This is a genomic window from Pseudomonas sp. MWU13-2100, from assembly GCF_023242365.1.
Classification (GTDB): domain Bacteria; phylum Pseudomonadota; class Gammaproteobacteria; order Pseudomonadales; family Pseudomonadaceae; genus Aquipseudomonas.
The window spans coordinates 100088-116864 of the sequence record NZ_JALLIX010000013.1 but is presented as its reverse complement, the minus strand read 5'-3'; the positions used below and the strand labels follow the sequence as shown (position 1 = coordinate 116864).

Below are 16777 nucleotides of genomic sequence, written 5' to 3'. Positions count from 1 at the left end.
CGCCATCGCCGGCAAACTGGCGCCTACAAAGGTCCGTGGCGCACTCAAGGTCCAGGCTCAGTGCGCCTCGTCCCAGTTGTTGCCCACGCCTACATCCACCAGCAACGGCACATCCAGCTGCACCGCGCCGCTCATGTAGACGCGAATCTTCTCGCTGACTTCTTCCACCAGGTCCTCGCGCACCTCCAGCACCAGCTCATCGTGCACCTGGAGGATGACCCGGGCATCCAGGCCGGATTCGCAGAGCCAGTTATCCACCGCCACCATGGCCTTCTTGATGATGTCCGCGGCCGTGCCCTGCATCGGCGCGTTGATCGCCGTGCGCTCGGCGCCAGCACGCTCCTGGGGACGGTTGGAGTGGATGTCCGGCAGGTACAGCCGACGCCCGAACAGGGTCTCGACGTAACCTTGCTCCGACGCCTGGACGCGGGTGCGCTCCATGTATTCGCGAACCCCCGGGTAACGGGCGAAATACACGTCGATGTAAGCCTTGGCGGTCTTGGTGTCGACGCCGATGTCCTTGCCCAGCTTCTGCGCGCCCATGCCATAGATCAGGCCGAAGTTGATGGCCTTGGCGCTGCGGCGCTGGTCGGACGTGACCTCGCCCAACCCGACCTTGAACACTTCCGCCGCCGTCGCTGTGTGCACGTCGAGGTTGTGACGGAAGGCATTGAGCAGCCCCTCGTCCTTGGACAGGTGGGCCATGATCCGCAGCTCGATCTGCGAATAGTCCGCCGCCAGCAGCCTGTAGCCCTTGGGCGCGATGAACGCCTGGCGAATCCGCCGCCCTTCGGCGGTGCGCACCGGGATGTTCTGCAAGTTCGGGTCGCTGGAGGACAAGCGCCCGGTGGCCGCCACCGCCTGGTGGTAGGAAGTGTGGATACGCCCGGTACGCGGGTTGATCTGCTCCGGCAGGCGATCGGTGTAGGTGCTTTTCAACTTGCTCATGGAGCGGTACTGCATCAGTACCTTGGGCAACGGATAATCGTCCTCGGCCAGCTTGGCCAGCACCTCTTCAGCCGTGGACGCCTGGCCCTTGCCGGTCTTCTTCAGCACCGGCAGGCCGAGTTTCTCGTAGAGGATCGCCCCCAACTGCTTGGGCGAACCGAGATTGAACTCTTCGCCGGCGATCACGAACGCCTCGCGCTCCAACTCCACCATCTTCTTGCCCAGCTCGATGCTCTGCACCCCGAGCAACGCCGCATCCACCAGCGCGCCCTGGCGCTCGATCCGCGCCAGGACCGGCACCAGCGGCATTTCGATATCGGTCAGCACACTGAGCAGGCTCGGCACGGCGGCCAGTTGCTCATGCAGGACCTGGTGCAGGCGCAAGGTCACGTCGGCATCTTCGGCGGCATAAGGCCCGGCCTGCTCCAGGGCGATCTGGTCGAAGGTCAGTTGCTTGGCGCCCTTGCCGGCGATGTCCTGGAAGCTGACGGTGTCGTAGTCGAGGTATTTCTTCGCCAGACTGTCCATATCGTGGCGGGTCGCCGTGGCATTGAGCACGTAGGACTCGAGCATGGTGTCGAAGGCAATGCCGCGCACGGTGATGCCGCACGCCGGGTCGCCGCCGATAGCGCAGTTGGCGAGGATATTCATGTCGAACTTGGCGTGCTGGCCGACCTTGAGCTTATCCGGATCTTCCAGCAGCGGCTGCAAGGCCCGCAGCACACTGTCGCGGTCCAGTTGCCGCGGCACATCGAGATAGGAATGGGCCAGCGGCACATAGGCGGCTTCATTGGCCTGGACGGCGAAGGAAAGCCCCACCAGTTGCGCCTGTTGCGCGTCGATGCCGGTGGTTTCGGTGTCGAAGGCGAAGAGCTTGGCGCCCTTGAGCTTCTCCAGCCAGACGTCGAAACGGGCCTGGTCGAGAATGATTTCGTACTGTGGCTCGCTGGGCGCCTCGGCCACTGGCAACGCGCTGTCAGCCGGCTCGGCATCGAAGAGCCCGGCGCTGTCAGCCACCGGCGCCGCGGCAGCGGCCAGCTCGATGCGCTTGGCTTCGCGCTGCAACTCATCGATCCAGCTCTTGAACTCCAGCTCGGCATACAGCTCGGCGAGTTTTTCCCGGTCCGGCTCAGCCAGGTGCAGGTCGTCCAGGCCGATCTCCAGCGGCACATCGACCTTGATGGTCGCCAACTGGTAGGACAGGAACGCCATATCCTTGTGTTCGAGCAACTTGGCCGGCAAGGTCTTGGCCCCGCGAATCGGCAGGTTCGGCACCTGGTCAAGCTGCTCGTAGAGCTCTTTCAAGCCACCGTTGACCCCCACCAGCAGGGCCACGGCGGTTTTCTCGCCGACACCCTTGACCCCGGGAATATTGTCGGAAGAGTCGCCCATCAGCGCCAGTAGATCGATGATCTGCTCCGGAGCGACGCCAAACTTCGCCTTCACGCCCTCCACGTCCATCGAGGTTTCGTTCATGGTATTGACCAGCGTAATGTGCCCGTCGACCAACTGCGCCATGTCCTTGTCACCGGTGGAGATCACCACCGGACGGTCGGCGGCCGCGCTGCTGCGGGCCAGGGTGCCGATCACATCGTCGGCTTCCACGCCTTCCACGCACAGCAACGGGAACCCCAGGGCACGCACGCTGGCATGCAGCGGCTCGATCTGCACGCGCATGTCATCGGGCATGCTCGGGCGGTTGGCCTTGTAGTGGGCGTACATTTCATCGCGAAAGGTCCCGCCCTTGGCGTCGAAGACCACCGCGAAGGGGCTCTGCGGATACTGTTTGCGCAGGCTTCTGAGCATGTTCAGCACGCCCTTGACCGCCCCGGTGGGCAACCCCTTGGACGTGGTGAGCGGCGGCATCGCGTGGAAGGCGCGATACAGGTAGGAAGAACCGTCCACCAGGACGAGAGGAGCTTGGTTCATGAGTACGATCAACCTTTTCGGCGGGTGCGGCGCTAGAATAGCCGGACCGTTGACGACAAAGGGACAAGGTTATCATGCGTAAACTCAATCGCCTGTTATTGGGCGGCTTGCTTGCGCTCGCGCCGCTGGCCGTCATGGCCGCGTCAGATGCGCCTTCAGCCGAACCAGAAGTGACGATTCACACGGAAGGTGACAAAACGATCCAGGAATACCGGGTAAATGGCTTTCTGTACGCCATCAAGGTCACCCCCAAGGGTGGCAAACCCTACTTTCTGGTCCGTGCCGATGGTACTGATGCAAACTATATCCGCTCGGACCAACCCGACATGCTGATTCCGGCATGGAAGATCTTCGAGTGGAAGTAAGCCCTTAACTTTAATCGGCGCCGCCCTGGGCGGCGCCCGTACTGGCAGTTTTAACCATGTCTGTGTTCACCCCCCTGGCTCGGCCCGAGCTGGAAACCTTTCTCGCCCCTTACGGGCTCGGTCGTCTGCTCGACTTCCAGGGAATTGCCGCCGGCAGTGAAAACACCAACTTCTTCATCAGCCTGGAGAAGGGCGAGTACGTCCTGACCCTGGTTGAACGCGGACCGGTGCAGGAAATGCCGTTCTTCATCGAACTGCTCGACGTGCTGCATGACGCCGACCTGCCGGTGCCTTATGCCTTACGCACCACCGACGGCCAGGCCCTGCGCGAACTGGCCGGCAAGCCGGCGTTGCTGCAGCCGCGGCTGGCCGGCAAGCACATCAAGGTGGCCAACGCCCAGCACTGCGCGCAAGTCGGCGAGTTGCTCGGCCACCTGCACCTGGCGACCCGCGACCATATCCTCGAACGCAAGACCGATCGCGGCCTGGACTGGATGCTCGAAGAGGGCGAAAAGCTGAAGTCGCACCTGGGCGACGAGGCGCGCGGCTTGCTGCAAGCGGCGCTGGAAGAGATCGGCCGGTACAAGGCGCAGATCCTCGCACTGCCAAGGGCCAACCTGCACGCCGACCTGTTCCGTGACAATGCGATGTTCGAAGGCACCCACCTGACCGGGTTGATCGACTTCTACAACGCCTGTTCCGGGCCGATGCTCTACGACGTGGCGATTGCCTTGAACGACTGGTGCTCGGATGACGCCGGGGTGCTCGACGGGCAACGGGCCAGGGCATTGCTGGGGGCGTATGCCGGTCTGCGGCCGTTTACCGCGAGCGAGGCGGAACTGTGGCCGACCATGCTGCGGGTGGCTTGCGTGCGCTTCTGGCTGTCGCGCCTGATTGCCGCCGAGTCCTTTGCCGGACAGGACGTGCTGATCCACGATCCGATGGAGTTCCAGCGGCGCCTGGGGCAGCGCCAGCAGGTCAGTTGCTCGTTGCCGTTTGCCCTCTGATCTGAAGCGCGCAAGATAACCCGTGGGGGCGGTGCTTGTGTGGGAGCGGGCTTGTGTGGGAGCGGTGCTTGTGTGGGAGCGGTGCTTGTGTGGGAGCGGTGCTTGCCCGCGAAGCTTTTAGCGGCCACACGGGCCTCTTCGCGGGCAAGCTCCGCTCCCACAGGGTAGGTGTTCAAGCTCAAGTGAAGCGCATTGCCCCGCAGGAACAGGGGTCGTATTCCTTACAGGTGCTCCAGACACCCCGCCAGGTCATCGCCGAGCTTCTCCAGCACCTGCTCATACCCATGGGCCGATGCTGGCGTGTAGCCACCCAGGCCATCCAGCTCGGCCAGCTTCACCGGCAAGCCGCTCACCAGGGTTTCCGCCAGCCGCGGACGCAACGGCGGCTCGCTGAACACACAGGTCTTGCCCACTTCCTGCAAGCGTGTGCGCATCGCCGCCACATGCTGAGCGCCCGGCTGCACTTCGGCGGCCACGCTGAACACGCCGGCGTGCTTGAGCCCATAGGCATCCTCGAAGTAATCGAAGGCCTCATGGAAGACAAAGTACGGTTTGCCCGCCACGCCCGCCAGACGCGCCTTCAACCGCGCATCCAGGGCATCGAGCCGCCCGTCGAACGCCTTCGCATTGCTCTGGTAACGCTGCGCATTGGCCGGATCGGCCGCACTCAGGTCCGCGGCCATGCGCGCGGCAATCACCCGGGCATTCACGGTCGACAGCCACAGATGTGCATCCAGCGTGCCCGGACGATGATCATGATCATGTTCGTCGGCATCTTCGGCGTGGGAGTGGCTATCTTCGGTGAATCGACGGAGTTTCATCCCCGGCAGATCCTGCACCGCGACGGTCGGCAGGCTGCGGCCTTTGAGCACCTGGGGCAGGAAGCTTTCCATGTCCGGGCCGATCCAGTAGAGCAGGTCCACCGACTGCACCTTGCGCACGTCGGAAGGCCGCAACGCATAGTTGTGCGGCGAAGCGCCCGGCGGCAACAGCACTTCAGGCGTGTCGACCCCCTCCTGCACCGCGGCGGCGATCAACTGCAGGGGCTTGATGCTGGTCAGGACGCTGACTTGCGCCTGAACCGGGGATATCACCAACAAACTGGCACTGATAGCGACAAAAAAGGCAAAAAGACGGGGCACGGTGAGCACTCAGGGTGGCAGGAACAGGTAATATAATAACGTCTCTCACAAACGCCGTCGCCACTCATGCCCAAAACCCCTCTCGCCAGTCGCCCACATGATCACTCTCATTGCGTGCACAGCGCGCTGTCCGACGCCGATGCCCTGTGCGCACGCCAGGGCCTGCGCCTGACCGCCCTGCGGCGGCGGGTGCTCGAGCTGGTCTGGCAGAGCCACAAGCCGCTGGGCGCCTATGACATCCTCGCCGTACTGAGCGAGCAGGACGGCCGCCGCGCCGCGCCGCCGACCGTCTACCGCGCCCTGGACTTCCTGCTGGACAACGGCCTGGTTCATCGCATCGCCTCGCTCAACGCCTTTGTCGGCTGCAACCATCCGGAGCACGCCCACCAGGGCCAGTTCCTGATCTGCCGCGAGTGCCACGCGGCCATCGAGCTGGAACAGAAGTCCATCAGCGACGCCATCATCGGTAGCGCCCGGGATGTCGGCTTTGCCGTCGAGGCCCAGACCGTCGAAGTGATCGGGCTCTGCTCGGGTTGCCAGGGGGCCTGATGAGCACTGCGCTGATTCGCCTCGTACAGGTAGGCGTGACCTTTGCCGGGCAGAACGTGCTCGACAACATTGACCTGAGCGTCGAGCCCGGACAGATCGTCACCCTGATCGGCCCCAACGGTGCCGGCAAGACCACCCTGGTACGCGCCGTGCTCGGGCTGCTCAAGCCAGATCGCGGCAGTGTCTGGCGCAAACCGAAGCTGCGGGTCGGTTATATGCCGCAGAAGCTCCACGTCGACCCGACCCTGCCGCTGTCGGTGCTGCGTTTCCTGCGCCTGGTGCCGGGTGTCGATCGGGCACGGGCCATGGCCGCCCTCGGCGAAGTCGGCGCCGAGCAGGTGATCGACAGTCCGGTGCAAAGCATCTCCGGCGGTGAAATGCAGCGCGTGCTGCTGGCCCGGGCGCTGTTGCGCGAACCGCAACTGCTGGTACTCGACGAGCCGGTGCAAGGTGTCGATGTCGCCGGCCAGGCCGAGCTCTACAGCCTGATCACCCGCCTGCGCGACCGCCACGGCTGCGGCGTACTGATGGTCTCCCACGACCTGCACCTGGTGATGAGCACCACCGACCAGGTGGTCTGCCTCAATCGCCATGTCTGCTGCTCCGGTCATCCCGAGCAGGTCAGCGGCGACCCGGCCTTCGTCGAGCTGTTCGGCCAGAATGCCCAGAGCCTGGCGATCTATCACCACCACCACGACCACGCCCATGACCTGCACGGCGCCGTGGTCAACGAAGAGCCCGACGCGGCCCATACCCACGTTCACGGAGAAAGCTGCAAGCATGGCTGATTTTCTGCTCTACGCCCTGCTCGCAGGCTTGGCCCTGGCCCTGGTGGCGGGTCCGTTGGGTTCGTTCGTGGTCTGGCGACGCATGGCCTATTTCGGCGACACCTTGTCCCACGCCGCCCTGCTCGGCGTGGCCCTGGGCTTTCTGCTGGACATCAGCCCGACCCTGGCGGTAACCGTCGGCTGCCTGCTGCTGGCGGTGCTGCTGGTGACCCTGCAACAGCGCCAGCCCCTGGCCTCTGACACCCTGCTGGGGATTCTCGCACCGAGCACCTTGTCTCTCGGCCTGGTGGTACTAAGCTTCATGCATGAAGTGCGGATCGACCTGATGGGTTACCTGTTCGGCGACCTGCTGGCCATCAGCCCCAGTGACTTGTACTGGATCCTCGGGGGCAGCGCGACGGTGCTGGTGCTGCTGATCAGCCTCTGGCGGCCGCTGCTGGCGATCACCGTGCATGAAGAACTGGCCACCGTCGAAGGATTGCCGGTAGCGTCGTTGCGCATGGCGCTGATGCTGCTGATCGCCGTGGTGATCGCGGTGGCAATGAAGATTGTCGGCGTGCTGCTGATCACCTCCTTGCTGATCATCCCGGCCGCCGCTGCCCAACGTCACGCCCGCTCGCCGGAGCAGATGGCCCTGGGCGCCAGCCTGCTCGGCATGCTCGCGGTGTGCGGCGGCCTGGCGCTGTCCTGGTTCAAGGACACCCCGGCGGGGCCGTCCATCGTGGTCACGGCCGCCGGCCTGTTTCTGCTGAGTTTTGTCCTGCCACGCAGAGGGGTGTAGACTTGCTCGTTTTTTGCGCAATTAGAGAGTCGCAGGAATGAAGCCGTTCGCCTCCCGTTATCTGCTCCTTGTCGCATTTTCCCTGCTGCTGGGCGCCTGCCAGAGCACCCCGCCGGTGGACACCACGGTGCCCGACGCCCGGGTCGCGGCCATCGCCGCGCTGGAGCAGAGCATCAGCAGCAATGAACTGGCCACTGCCGAGGACCAATTGGGTGCCTTGCAGACACAGTCGCCGGACGATCCCCAGTGGGTGACCTACCAACGGCAACTGGCCGAAGCCTATCTGCAACGCAGCCAGATCGTGCTGCAAAAAGGCGACGTCAACGCCGCCGCCACGGCCTTGAGCCGTGCCCGGGCGCTGATGCCCAAGGCGCCGGCCCTGACCGGCGAGGTCAACGGCGCGATTGCCCAGGCGCGCAAGGCCGAACTGGAAAAGGCCGAGGCGGCGCTCAAGGCGGCCGAAGCCAAGCCGGCGGCGCGCTTGATCGATCCGAGTGCCGAGAGCAGCACGATTGCCCTGAACATCCAGGACGTTGCGCAACTGCGCAAACAGATGGATGCGCTGGCGGCGGACGTGGTCAATTACCAGTGCACGGTGACCTTCCAGGTGCCGCGCACCCAGGATTACCCATGGCTGGCGACCCTGCTGGAAAAGCGGGTGAAAAAACTCGATGCTGATTTCGAGCTGAAGATCGACAAGCAGATCGACCGACAGGTGAAGGCGCAGGTGGTGTTGACTCCACGCAAGCCGTAACGCCGACGATCTTCTGTAGGAGCTGGCTTGTCGGGACGCCGCACCGCAGCGATGAGGCCTGTAAGTCTTGCATCGAACGTGTGGAAGTCATCACCGGCAAGCCGGCTCCACAGTGGTTATGGGTTTGTGACCATAGGTCGGCTTATGTCTATTTGAAAGGTTTTATGCGAAATAAATGCTAAATACCTCTATACAGACAGGCTAAAATGCCCGCCCGGCTAACCGCTGACCTTTTCCATTGCGCCCCACAAGGTTCGCTACGTGATCGAGTTTCATAACGTCCATAAAACCTACCGGGTCGCCGGTAAGGATATTCCCGCCCTGCACCCCACCAACCTGCGGGTTGAGAATGGCCAGGTGTTCGGCCTGATCGGTCATTCCGGCGCGGGAAAAAGTACCCTGCTGCGTCTGATCAATCGCCTGGAAGCCCCCAGCGGCGGCCAGATCATCGTCGACGACGAAGAGGTCACGGCGCTCGACGCCAATGGCCTGCGGCGTTTCCGCCAACAGGTCGGGATGATCTTCCAGCACTTCAACCTGCTGGCCTCCAAGACCGTGGCCGACAACGTCGCGTTGCCGCTGACCCTGGCCGGCGAGCTGTCGCGTCGCGAGATCGACCTGCGCGTCGCGGAACTCTTGCAGCGGGTCGGCCTGTCCGACCACGCGAAAAAGTACCCGGCCCAGTTGTCCGGCGGCCAGAAGCAGCGGGTCGGCATTGCCCGCGCCCTGGCGACCAAGCCGAAGATCCTGCTGTGCGACGAGGCCACCAGCGCCCTCGACCCGCAAACCACCGCGTCGGTCCTGCAACTGCTGGCCGAGATCAATCGCGAGCTGAAGTTGACCATCGTGCTGATCACCCATGAAATGGACGTGATCCGCCGGGTCTGCGACGTGGTCGGGGTGATGGATGCCGGCGTGATCGTCGAGCAAGGCCCCGTGGCCGAGGTGTTCCTGCACCCCAAGCACCCGACCACCCGTCGTTTCGTGCAGGAAGACGAGCAGATCGACGAAAGCGAGCAGCGCGACGATTTCGCCCATGTGCCGGGGCGCATCGTGCGCCTGACCTTCCAGGGCGACGCCACCTACGCGCCGCTGCTGGGCACCGTCGCCCGTGAAACCGGCGTGGACTACAGCATCCTCGCCGGGCGCATTGACCGCATCAAGGACACCCCTTATGGGCAACTGACGCTCGCCGTTACCGGTGGCGACATGGAGGCCGCCTTCGCGCGCTTCACCGCCGCCGACGTCCATATGGAGGTACTGCGCTGATGGACCTGTTTCTGAATTTCTTCGCCAACGTCGACTGGGCCGATATCTGGGAAGCCACCGGCGACACCCTGCTGATGCTCGGCACCTCGCTGGTGTTCACCATCCTGCTCGGCCTGCCGCTGGGGATCCTGCTGTTCCTCTGCAGCCCGCGCCAGTTGCTGGAACAGAAGGCCACCTACGCAATCCTGGCCTTCGTGGTGAACGTGGTGCGCTCGCTGCCGTTCATCATCCTGCTGATCGTGATGATTCCGTTCACCGTGCTCCTCACCGGCACCTCCCTGGGTGTGGCCGGGGCCATTCCGCCGCTGGTGATAGGCGCCGCGCCGTTCTTCGCCCGACTGGTGGAAACCGCACTGCGCGAGGTGGACCGGGGCATTATCGAGGCGACCCAGGCGATGGGCGCGACCACCCGCCAGATCATCCTGAATGCGCTGTTACCGGAAGCCCGCCCGGGCATACTCGCGGCGATTACCGTGACCGCGATTACCCTGGTGAGCTATACCGCCATGGCCGGCGTGGTCGGTGCCGGCGGTCTCGGCGACCTGGCGATCCGCTATGGTTACCAGCGCTTCCAGACCGATGTCATGGTGGTCACGGTGGTCATGCTGATTGTCCTGGTGCAAGTGCTGCAGAGCATCGGCGACCGGTTGGTGGTGCACTTCTCCCGCAAATAAATTTCGCTTTATACAACTTAATCAGCCGGCCCAAGGTCGGCAAGCGCCTGATCCGGCGCCCCTCACATGGAGTCGTTCGATGAAAAAACTGATCGCTGCCCTTGCCGCCGTTGCGGCCTTCTCGGCCCACGCCGCAGAGACCCTGACCGTGGCCGCCACGCCGGTGCCCCACGCGGAAATCCTCGAGTTCGTCAAACCCGTCCTGGCCAAGGAAGGCGTGGACCTGAAGGTCAAGGTCTTCACCGACTACGTGCAACCGAACGTGCAAGTGTCCGAGAAGCACCTGGACGCCAACTTCTTCCAGCACCAGCCGTACCTGGATGAGTTCAACAAGGCCAAGGGCACCCACCTGGTCAGCGTTGCCGGCGTGCACGTGGAGCCGCTGGGCGCCTACTCCAGCAAGTACAAGAAACTCGCCGACCTGCCGGGCGGCGCCAATGTGGTGATCCCGAACGACGCCACCAACGGCGGCCGTGCCCTGTTGCTGCTGCAGAAAGCCGGTCTGATCAAGTTGAAGGACGCCAACAACATCCTGTCGACGCCGAAAGACATCGTCGAGAACACCAAGGACCTGAAGATCCGCGAACTGGAAGCCGCCACCCTGCCGCGCGTGCTGACCCAGGTCGATCTGGCCCTGATCAACACCAACTACGCCCTGGAAGCCAAGCTGGACCCCTCCAAGGACGCGCTGATCATCGAGGGTAGCGACTCACCGTACGTGAACATCCTGGTAGCCCGCGAGGACGACAAGGATTCGGACGCCATGAAGAAGCTGGTCGCGGCGCTGCACAGCCCGGAAGTGAAAGCCTTCATCCTCGAGAAGTACAAGGGCGCGATCGTCCCGGCGTTCTAAAGTCGGCTCGATCTCCTTGAGAGCGGAGCTTGTGTGGGAGCGGAGCTTGCCCGCGAAGCTTTTGGCGTCCTTGAGAGCCTCTTCGCGGGCAAGCTCCGCTCCCACAGTACATCCACACATGACTCCCGCCGACTCCCTGGGAGCTCTCAGCACCCGCCCAGGCACTCCAGCAGGCAATCCAGCGCCGGTTGCCGCTGGGCACGACGCAACACCGCGATCAACTGGCGTTCAAACGTCAGCTCGCCCAGCTCGATCACCCGCAACTGATCCGCCCGCTGCAACCACAGCCCCGCCCGGGGCACCAGCGACACCCCCAGTCCGCACTCCACCATCCGCGCAATCGCTTCGAGCTCATCCAGTTCCAGCGCATCGCGTACCTGTATCCGCTGCTCGCGCAGAAACTGACTGACCAAGCGCCCACCAAAGGATGCCCGGTCATACCGCACGAACGGCTGTTCGGCGAGCAATTGCAGCGGGTCATCACCCGGCAGGTGTAGCGGCGCGATCAGCACAAAGGGCTCGCTGGCCAGGGCAATCTCCAGCAGCTCCTTGGGCAACTCGAACGGCGGCTTGATCAACAGCGCCAGGTCCAGCTCACCGGCATCCACCTGGCTCAACAAATTGAGGGAAACGCCCGGCACCAGCTTCAACTCCACCCGCGGCGCCGCCTGGCGAAAGCGCGGCAGGGCCTGGGGCAACAAACCCGTCTGCACCGTGGCAATGGCGCCGATGCGCAGCTCACCCTGCCATTCGGCGGCGCTCGTCGACAGGGCCATCTGCCCGTACAAGGCGAGGATCTGCTCGGCCAGGGGCAACGCATGGCGCCCCGCCGCATTCAGCACGGCGGCCCGCCCGCTGCGGTCGAACAGGCGCACCCCGAGGTTCTGCTCCAGCACGCGCATTTGCGCGCTGACTGCCGACTGCGTCAGCCCCACCTGCTGGCCGGCGGCGACAAAGGTGCCTTCGCGGGCGACGCGGATAAAGGTCTTGAGTTCACGGAGCATGGGGCTCACCTAGCAAAAATAGTCGGGCTCGGGAGCAAGAATATGCGCTTTCCAGCAAAATAATCATCGCTACACTGAGGGCTTCATCCCCCAGCCTGGTATCCGATATGGCGCTTTCACCGTTTCACTTGGCAATCCCGGTCCATGACCTGGCCGCGGCCCGACATTTCTACGGTGATGTTTTTGCCTGTCCGGAAGGACGCAGCAGCGATCACTGGGTGGACTTCGACTTCTTCGGCCACCAACTGGTGATTCACTATCAGGCCAAGAGTGCGGCCCAGGAACAGGCGCTGAGCAACCCGGTGGACGGCCACGACGTGCCGGTGCCGCATTTCGGCGTGGTGCTGGAATGGGCAACCTGGGAGGCGCTGGCTGAGCGCCTGAAGGAGAAAGGCACCCGGTTCGTGATCGAACCCTACGTGCGCTTCAAGGGCCAGGTTGGCGAACAGGCGACCATGTTCCTGTTCGACCCGTGCGGCAATGCCCTGGAGTTCAAGGCCTTCAAGGATATCGGGCAGATGTTCGCCAAGTAACCTCCGTCATTGTGGAGCCGGCTCGCCCTAATCCCGTTCAGCTAAGGAAATTTGAATCGGAGTGCTGTCTTGTGGCGAGCGGGCTTGCCCGCGCTGGGCCGCGAAGCGGCCCTGAAACCGGCGAATCCAGTGCACCAGGTAAATCGAGGTAGCCGGTTTTGCGACTGCTGCACAGCCGAGCGCGGCGGTGCGGCGTTCCGACAAGCCCGCTCGCCACAAAAGCCGGTTATTTGCGCTTGAGCAAATCCGGCAACTGCGCCACCAGCTTCTGGTTGTTCAACGGCGCGCGAATAAAACCGCGCTGGGTACCGTCCGGCCCGACGATCGCCAGGTTGCCGCTATGGTCGACGGTGTAGTTGGGCTTGCTGGTGTCCGCCGGAATAAACGGAATGCTCAGCGCATTGGCGACCTTCTGCAGGTCGTCGATCGAACCCGCCGTCAGCCCCTGGAAATCCGGATCGAAGTAACCCAGGTACTGCTTGAGCTGTTGCGGTGTATCGCGGTTCGGGTCGACGCTGACCAGGATCACCTGCAACTGCCCCACCACGTCCTTGGGCAACTCGCTCTTGATCTGGCGCAGCTGGGCCAGGGTAGTCGGGCAGATGTCCGGGCAGAAGGTGTAGCCGAAGAACAGCAGGCTCCATTTGCCCTTGAGCTCGTCGACCTGCACCGGCTGGCCGTTCTGGTCGGTCATCTTCACCCCGGGCAGCGAACGGCTCTGGGGCAGCAGGATGATCCCGGCATCGATCATCGCCGTGGGCTCGCCCTGGCGCTGGTTATGGATCACCTTGTTGACCGTCAGGCCCAGGACCAGGGCCACCACGGCGACGAGAATAAAAACGGTTTTCTGAACTCGAGTCATAGATTCAACAATAGATAGTGATCGACAAGCAGCGCGATAAACAGCAGGAACAAGTAGTAGATAGAGTACTTGAAGGTGTTGATCGCCGCATGCGGCTGACTGCCACGGTACAGCACCCACGCCCAGCGCAGGAAGCGTGCCCCCAGCAGCGTGGCGCAGACCAGGTAGAGCAGGCCGCTCATATGGATCACGAACGGCAGCAGGCTGACCGCCAGCAGGACAAAGGTGTAAAGCAGGATATGCACCTTGGTGTAATGCTCGCCATGGGTCACCGGCAGCATCGGGATATCCGCCTTGGCGTACTCTTCCTTGCGGTGGATGGCCAGGGCCCAGAAGTGCGGCGGGGTCCAGGCGAAAATGATCAGTACCAGCAACAGCGGTTCGGCGCTGACATGGCCGGTGGCCGCGACCCAGCCGAGCAACGGTGGCGCCGCCCCGGCCAAGCCGCCGATGACGATGTTCTGCGGCGTGGCACGCTTGAGAAAGCCGGTGTAGATCACCGCATAACCGAGCAAGGACGCCAGGGTCAGCCAGGCCGTCAGCGGGTTGGTGAAACTCAGCAACAAGGCCTGCCCGAGCACGGCGAGGAGCAGGGCGAAGCTCAACGCCGCCGTCGGCGATACCCGGCCCTGGGCCAGCGGTCGTTTGTGGGTGCGGGCCATCAGCGCATCGATGCGCCGATCCACCACATGGTTGACCACCGCCGCGCCGCCGGCACACAGGCCGATGCCCAGGTTGCCGAACACCAGCACGGTCCAGGGTACGCCGGCACGGGTTGCGAGAAACATGCCCACCAGCGAGGTGATCAGCATCAGCACCACCACCTTGGGTTTGGTCAGTTCCAGGTAGTCGCGCCACAGGGCCTGGGCCTGACGCTCACCGATTACAGTCGCCACGGCATTTCTCCCTTGATCGTGATGGGCGCATGGACCGCTTTGATCGGACTCAGACGCCAGCGTGCCGGCGCTTGCGCGCGCACCCGGACCAGCGCGGTGCGCGCGTGGTAATTGACCAACACCAACGTCAGCAACAACGCCGCGCCGCCGGCATTGTGCGCCACCGCCACCGGCAGCGGCAGATGAAAGTAGACATTGCTCAGGCCCAGGCTGATCTGCGCCGCCAGCGCCAGCAACAGCAGCCCGGCGAGCCGGGTCATGCCCACCGCCCGCAGTTGCCAGGCCAGGCCCAGCAACACCAGGGTCACCAGCAGGGCGCCGACGCGGTGGGTCAGGTGGATCGCCGTGCGCGCATCGCTGTCGAGCTGGCCGCCCAGGTAGTTGGGGCCGATATGCTGGGTCAGGTGAAAACCGTTGGCGAAGTCCGCGTTCGGCCACCATTGCCCATGGCAGGTCGGCAGGTCGATACAGGCCACCGCCGCATAATTGGAACTGACCCAACCGCCGAGGGCGATCTGCAAAATCACCAGCAGCAACCCGGCCGTGGCCCAGCGCTGCAACCGCCGTGGCACCGCCAGCGCCGGCAGCACGCCGGACAGGCGCAAGGTCAGCAGGAACAGCAGGCTCAAGGTGGCAAAGCCGCCGAGCAGATGCGCCGTGACCACCTGGGGCCAGAGCTTGAGGGTCACCGTCCACATGCCGAAGGCCGCCTGGGCGAACACCACGCCCAGCAGGAACAGCGGCAACTTCAGCGGTTGTCCATCACGCCGACGCTCATGCCAGGAGCGCGCGGCCAGCAGCACGATCAGCAGCCCCAGGGTCCCGGCAAAGTAGCGATGGACCATTTCGTTCCAGCTCTTGTGGGCTTCCACCGGGGCATCGGGAAAACGCAGTTCGGCATGGGCTAGCTGGACTTCGCCCTTGGGCACGCTGATAAAGCCGTAGCAGCCCGGCCAGTCGGGGCAGCCCAGGCCGGCGTGGGTCAGGCGGGTGTAGGCGCCCAGCAGGACGACAATCAGCGCCAGCAGCGTGGCGAACAACGCGAGGCGAAATCCAGGTTTGGCCATGACGATGCCCTCATCCGATATTCGACAGTTTCAGCAGTTGCACCAGGTCGTTGAGCAGGTCGTTGCCCTTGACCCCGGCGTCGTAGCGCAGCACCAGGTTGCCGTGGGGGTCGACGATCCACAGTTGCGCCGCGCCGTTGCCCTTGGCCTGCCGGTTGTAGGCCGCGAGATCCAGCGGGTAGCGTTGCAACTGCGGGTATTCGCGCTTGAGCTTGGCGTCATAGCTGATCTCCAGGGGCTGCGCCGTCGCCAGGGCATGCCTGGCCCGGGAAGCGTCGCGGCCGAGGGCGATCTGGACCTGCCGCGCCAGGTAGACCAGTTGCTGGCAGTCCGCCGTACAGTCCTGCGGCGCCGTCACCAGCATCTGCCAGTGCTGTTCGTCAGCCTGCACGCCGAGATCGGCACGGCTTTCCCCATTGCCGATCAACTCGCCGTGATAGCTGCGGCTCTCCGGCACCCAGAACTGCAACTTGTACATCCCGGTGGCCAGGATCATCGGGCCGATCACCACCAGCAGGATCAGGATCAGTTGCCAGCGACCGCGGCCGCGCCGTGGCGGGGTCGGGGCTTCAGCTGTGTTCAGTGGATTCATGGCCGCTCCCATGGTGTTTCTCCCTTGCGTTATGCCATCCGAGGTAGAGATAAAGACCGAACAGCGCCAGTGCCATGGCGAACCACTGCACGGCATAGGCCACATGTTTTTCCGGCCCCATGCCTTCGGAGACCACCGGCCAGCCGGCCTCGTAGGCCGCCGGACCGGACTCCTGACGCAGCTCGTAGTTGAAACCGCTGCGTCCCAGTTCGGCCCAGAGCTTGCCCGGGTCGATCGCGGTCACCAGCCGTGGCCAGTTCGCATTGGCCGGGTCGGCGCCCAATTGGAAAGTCGCGCCGGGCGAGACATACACCCAGGCACCGATCTCCAGCCGTTGCGTGGGGGTGCCGAACACCGGCGGCGTGCGCCGATCCGGCCAGGGCAACCAGCCGCGGTTGACCAGCAACCACAGGCCGCTGGCCTCATCGTGGAACGGCTGCAACAACTCCACCCCGACCCGGTCGTCACGCATACGGTTATCCAGCAGGTAGCTGTGTTCGGCATCGAACTGCCCGCTCAGCCGTACCCGCCGGAAGGCCGGATCGGGCAGGGCTTTCAACTGGTCGACGGCCACCGGTTCGGAAGTGCGGCGCTGGGCGTGGTTTTCCAGCAGCACGCGTTTCTGCTCGCTGCGACTCAGCTGCCAGAAGCCCAGGCAGACCAGCAACGGCAGCAGCACGAGCACCACCAGCGTCGGCGCGATGCCAGGCTGGAAGCGCCTCATGGCCGCACCCCCGCGACCGTTATTCGACTCGCTATACTCA

General features: G+C 64.0%; 18 protein-coding genes. 10 read left to right on the top strand and 8 right to left on the bottom strand.

Annotated features, from left to right (window positions below; all coding sequences use genetic code 11):
• Nucleotides 1-57: 57 nt before the first annotated feature.
• Nucleotides 58-2877: a DNA polymerase I gene (gene polA / locus M5B99_RS11830; RefSeq protein WP_248804185.1), complete on the bottom strand. Its 2820-nt coding sequence runs from the start codon at nucleotides 2875-2877 to the stop codon at nucleotides 58-60.
• A 74-nt stretch (nucleotides 2878-2951) separates the two neighbouring features.
• Here polA and M5B99_RS11825 point away from each other — a divergent pair, with 74 nt between their 5' ends.
• Nucleotides 2952-3242, top strand: coding sequence for a DUF2782 domain-containing protein (locus M5B99_RS11825; RefSeq protein WP_103496272.1), 291 nt, complete (start codon nucleotides 2952-2954; stop codon nucleotides 3240-3242).
• 56 nt (nucleotides 3243-3298) lie between these two features.
• Nucleotides 3299-4249, top strand: coding sequence for a homoserine kinase (locus M5B99_RS11820; protein WP_248804184.1), 951 nt, complete (start codon nucleotides 3299-3301; stop codon nucleotides 4247-4249).
• 221 nt (nucleotides 4250-4470) lie between these two features.
• Here the strand turns inward: M5B99_RS11820 and M5B99_RS11815 are convergent, their stop codons facing one another.
• On the bottom strand, nucleotides 4471-5400 hold the full coding sequence (locus tag M5B99_RS11815; protein WP_412548724.1) for a zinc ABC transporter substrate-binding protein: 930 nt from the start codon (nucleotides 5398-5400) through the stop codon (nucleotides 4471-4473).
• A 57-nt stretch (nucleotides 5401-5457) separates the two neighbouring features.
• On the opposite strand from M5B99_RS11815, the gene zur reads away from it, so the two are divergent.
• From zur to M5B99_RS11780, 7 genes are all read left to right on the top strand, one after another.
• Nucleotides 5458-5940: a zinc uptake transcriptional repressor Zur gene (zur, locus tag M5B99_RS11810; RefSeq protein WP_248804182.1), complete on the top strand. Its 483-nt coding sequence runs from the start codon at nucleotides 5458-5460 to the stop codon at nucleotides 5938-5940.
• Nucleotides 5940-6728: a zinc ABC transporter ATP-binding protein ZnuC gene (znuC, locus tag M5B99_RS11805; protein WP_248804181.1), complete on the top strand. Its 789-nt coding sequence runs from the start codon at nucleotides 5940-5942 to the stop codon at nucleotides 6726-6728. Before zur ends, znuC begins: the two co-directional genes overlap by 1 nt.
• Entirely contained in the window at nucleotides 6721-7509 is a 789-nt protein-coding gene (znuB, locus tag M5B99_RS11800; protein ID WP_248804180.1) for a zinc ABC transporter permease subunit ZnuB, read from the top strand. Before znuC ends, znuB begins: the two co-directional genes overlap by 8 nt.
• 37 nt (nucleotides 7510-7546) lie before the next feature.
• Nucleotides 7547-8263, top strand: coding sequence for a PA5502 family lipoprotein (locus M5B99_RS11795; protein ID WP_248804179.1), 717 nt, complete (start codon nucleotides 7547-7549; stop codon nucleotides 8261-8263).
• A gap of 261 nt (nucleotides 8264-8524) precedes the next feature.
• Nucleotides 8525-9532, top strand: a complete 1008-nt coding sequence (locus M5B99_RS11790; protein WP_248804178.1) for a methionine ABC transporter ATP-binding protein — start codon at nucleotides 8525-8527, stop codon at nucleotides 9530-9532.
• On the top strand, nucleotides 9532-10206 hold the full coding sequence (locus tag M5B99_RS11785; RefSeq protein ID WP_248804177.1) for a methionine ABC transporter permease: 675 nt from the start codon (nucleotides 9532-9534) through the stop codon (nucleotides 10204-10206). Before M5B99_RS11790 ends, M5B99_RS11785 begins: the two co-directional genes overlap by 1 nt.
• A 79-nt stretch (nucleotides 10207-10285) precedes the next feature.
• A complete protein-coding gene (locus tag M5B99_RS11780) occupies nucleotides 10286-11059 on the top strand; it encodes a MetQ/NlpA family ABC transporter substrate-binding protein (protein WP_248804176.1) in 774 nt (257 codons plus the stop codon).
• A 146-nt stretch (nucleotides 11060-11205) separates the two neighbouring features.
• On the opposite strand, the gene M5B99_RS11775 is transcribed toward M5B99_RS11780, so the two are convergent.
• Nucleotides 11206-12063: a LysR family transcriptional regulator gene (locus tag M5B99_RS11775; RefSeq protein WP_248804175.1), complete on the bottom strand. Its 858-nt coding sequence runs from the start codon at nucleotides 12061-12063 to the stop codon at nucleotides 11206-11208.
• A gap of 107 nt (nucleotides 12064-12170) precedes the next feature.
• Between M5B99_RS11775 and M5B99_RS11770 the strand changes: the two genes are divergently transcribed.
• Nucleotides 12171-12596: a VOC family protein gene (locus M5B99_RS11770; protein ID WP_248804174.1), complete on the top strand. Its 426-nt coding sequence runs from the start codon at nucleotides 12171-12173 to the stop codon at nucleotides 12594-12596.
• Between the two features lie 226 nt (nucleotides 12597-12822).
• Here M5B99_RS11770 and M5B99_RS11765 read toward each other — a convergent pair whose 3' ends face one another.
• Genes M5B99_RS11765 through M5B99_RS11745 form a run of 5 tightly spaced genes read right to left on the bottom strand, consistent with a single transcriptional unit; the run spans nucleotide 12823 to nucleotide 16737 of the window.
• Nucleotides 12823-13458, bottom strand: a complete 636-nt coding sequence (locus tag M5B99_RS11765; protein WP_248804173.1) for an SCO family protein — start codon at nucleotides 13456-13458, stop codon at nucleotides 12823-12825.
• A complete protein-coding gene (gene cyoE, locus M5B99_RS11760) occupies nucleotides 13455-14354 on the bottom strand; it encodes a heme o synthase (protein ID WP_248804172.1) in 900 nt (299 codons plus the stop codon). Before cyoE ends, M5B99_RS11765 begins: the two co-directional genes overlap by 4 nt.
• The gene (locus M5B99_RS11755) at nucleotides 14342-15421 is read right to left on the bottom strand and encodes a COX15/CtaA family protein (protein ID WP_248804171.1); all 1080 of its coding nucleotides are present in this window, start codon (nucleotides 15419-15421) and stop codon (nucleotides 14342-14344) included. The genes cyoE and M5B99_RS11755 overlap by 13 nt, the downstream gene beginning before the upstream one ends.
• Nucleotides 15422-15431: 10 nt before the next feature.
• Nucleotides 15432-16025 (bottom strand): hypothetical protein, encoded by a 594-nt coding sequence (locus tag M5B99_RS11750; RefSeq protein WP_248804170.1) that lies wholly within the window; start codon nucleotides 16023-16025, stop codon nucleotides 15432-15434.
• A complete protein-coding gene (locus tag M5B99_RS11745) occupies nucleotides 15991-16737 on the bottom strand; it encodes an SURF1 family protein (RefSeq protein WP_248804169.1) in 747 nt (248 codons plus the stop codon). Before M5B99_RS11745 ends, M5B99_RS11750 begins: the two co-directional genes overlap by 35 nt.
• Nucleotides 16738-16777 lie beyond the last annotated feature (40 nt).

Coding starts and splice junctions, on each gene's coding strand:
- M5B99_RS11750 (WP_248804170.1), bottom strand. CDS start 16,025: ATGGGAGCGGCCATGAATCCACTGAACACAGCTGAAGCCCCGACCCCG.
- M5B99_RS11755 (WP_248804171.1), bottom strand. CDS start 15,421: ATGGCCAAACCTGGATTTCGCCTCGCGTTGTTCGCCACGCTGCTGGCG.
- znuC (WP_248804181.1), top strand. CDS start 5,940: ATGAGCACTGCGCTGATTCGCCTCGTACAGGTAGGCGTGACCTTTGCC.
- M5B99_RS11770 (WP_248804174.1), top strand. CDS start 12,171: ATGGCGCTTTCACCGTTTCACTTGGCAATCCCGGTCCATGACCTGGCC.
- M5B99_RS11795 (WP_248804179.1), top strand. CDS start 7,547: ATGAAGCCGTTCGCCTCCCGTTATCTGCTCCTTGTCGCATTTTCCCTG.
- M5B99_RS11825 (WP_103496272.1), top strand. CDS start 2,952: ATGCGTAAACTCAATCGCCTGTTATTGGGCGGCTTGCTTGCGCTCGCG.
- zur (WP_248804182.1), top strand. CDS start 5,458: ATGCCCAAAACCCCTCTCGCCAGTCGCCCACATGATCACTCTCATTGC.
- M5B99_RS11820 (WP_248804184.1), top strand. CDS start 3,299: ATGTCTGTGTTCACCCCCCTGGCTCGGCCCGAGCTGGAAACCTTTCTC.
- M5B99_RS11775 (WP_248804175.1), bottom strand. CDS start 12,063: ATGCTCCGTGAACTCAAGACCTTTATCCGCGTCGCCCGCGAAGGCACC.
- M5B99_RS11745 (WP_248804169.1), bottom strand. CDS start 16,737: ATGAGGCGCTTCCAGCCTGGCATCGCGCCGACGCTGGTGGTGCTCGTG.
- znuB (WP_248804180.1), top strand. CDS start 6,721: ATGGCTGATTTTCTGCTCTACGCCCTGCTCGCAGGCTTGGCCCTGGCC.
- polA (WP_248804185.1), bottom strand. CDS start 2,877: ATGAACCAAGCTCCTCTCGTCCTGGTGGACGGTTCTTCCTACCTGTAT.
- M5B99_RS11780 (WP_248804176.1), top strand. CDS start 10,286: ATGAAAAAACTGATCGCTGCCCTTGCCGCCGTTGCGGCCTTCTCGGCC.
- M5B99_RS11785 (WP_248804177.1), top strand. CDS start 9,532: ATGGACCTGTTTCTGAATTTCTTCGCCAACGTCGACTGGGCCGATATC.
- M5B99_RS11765 (WP_248804173.1), bottom strand. CDS start 13,458: ATGACTCGAGTTCAGAAAACCGTTTTTATTCTCGTCGCCGTGGTGGCC.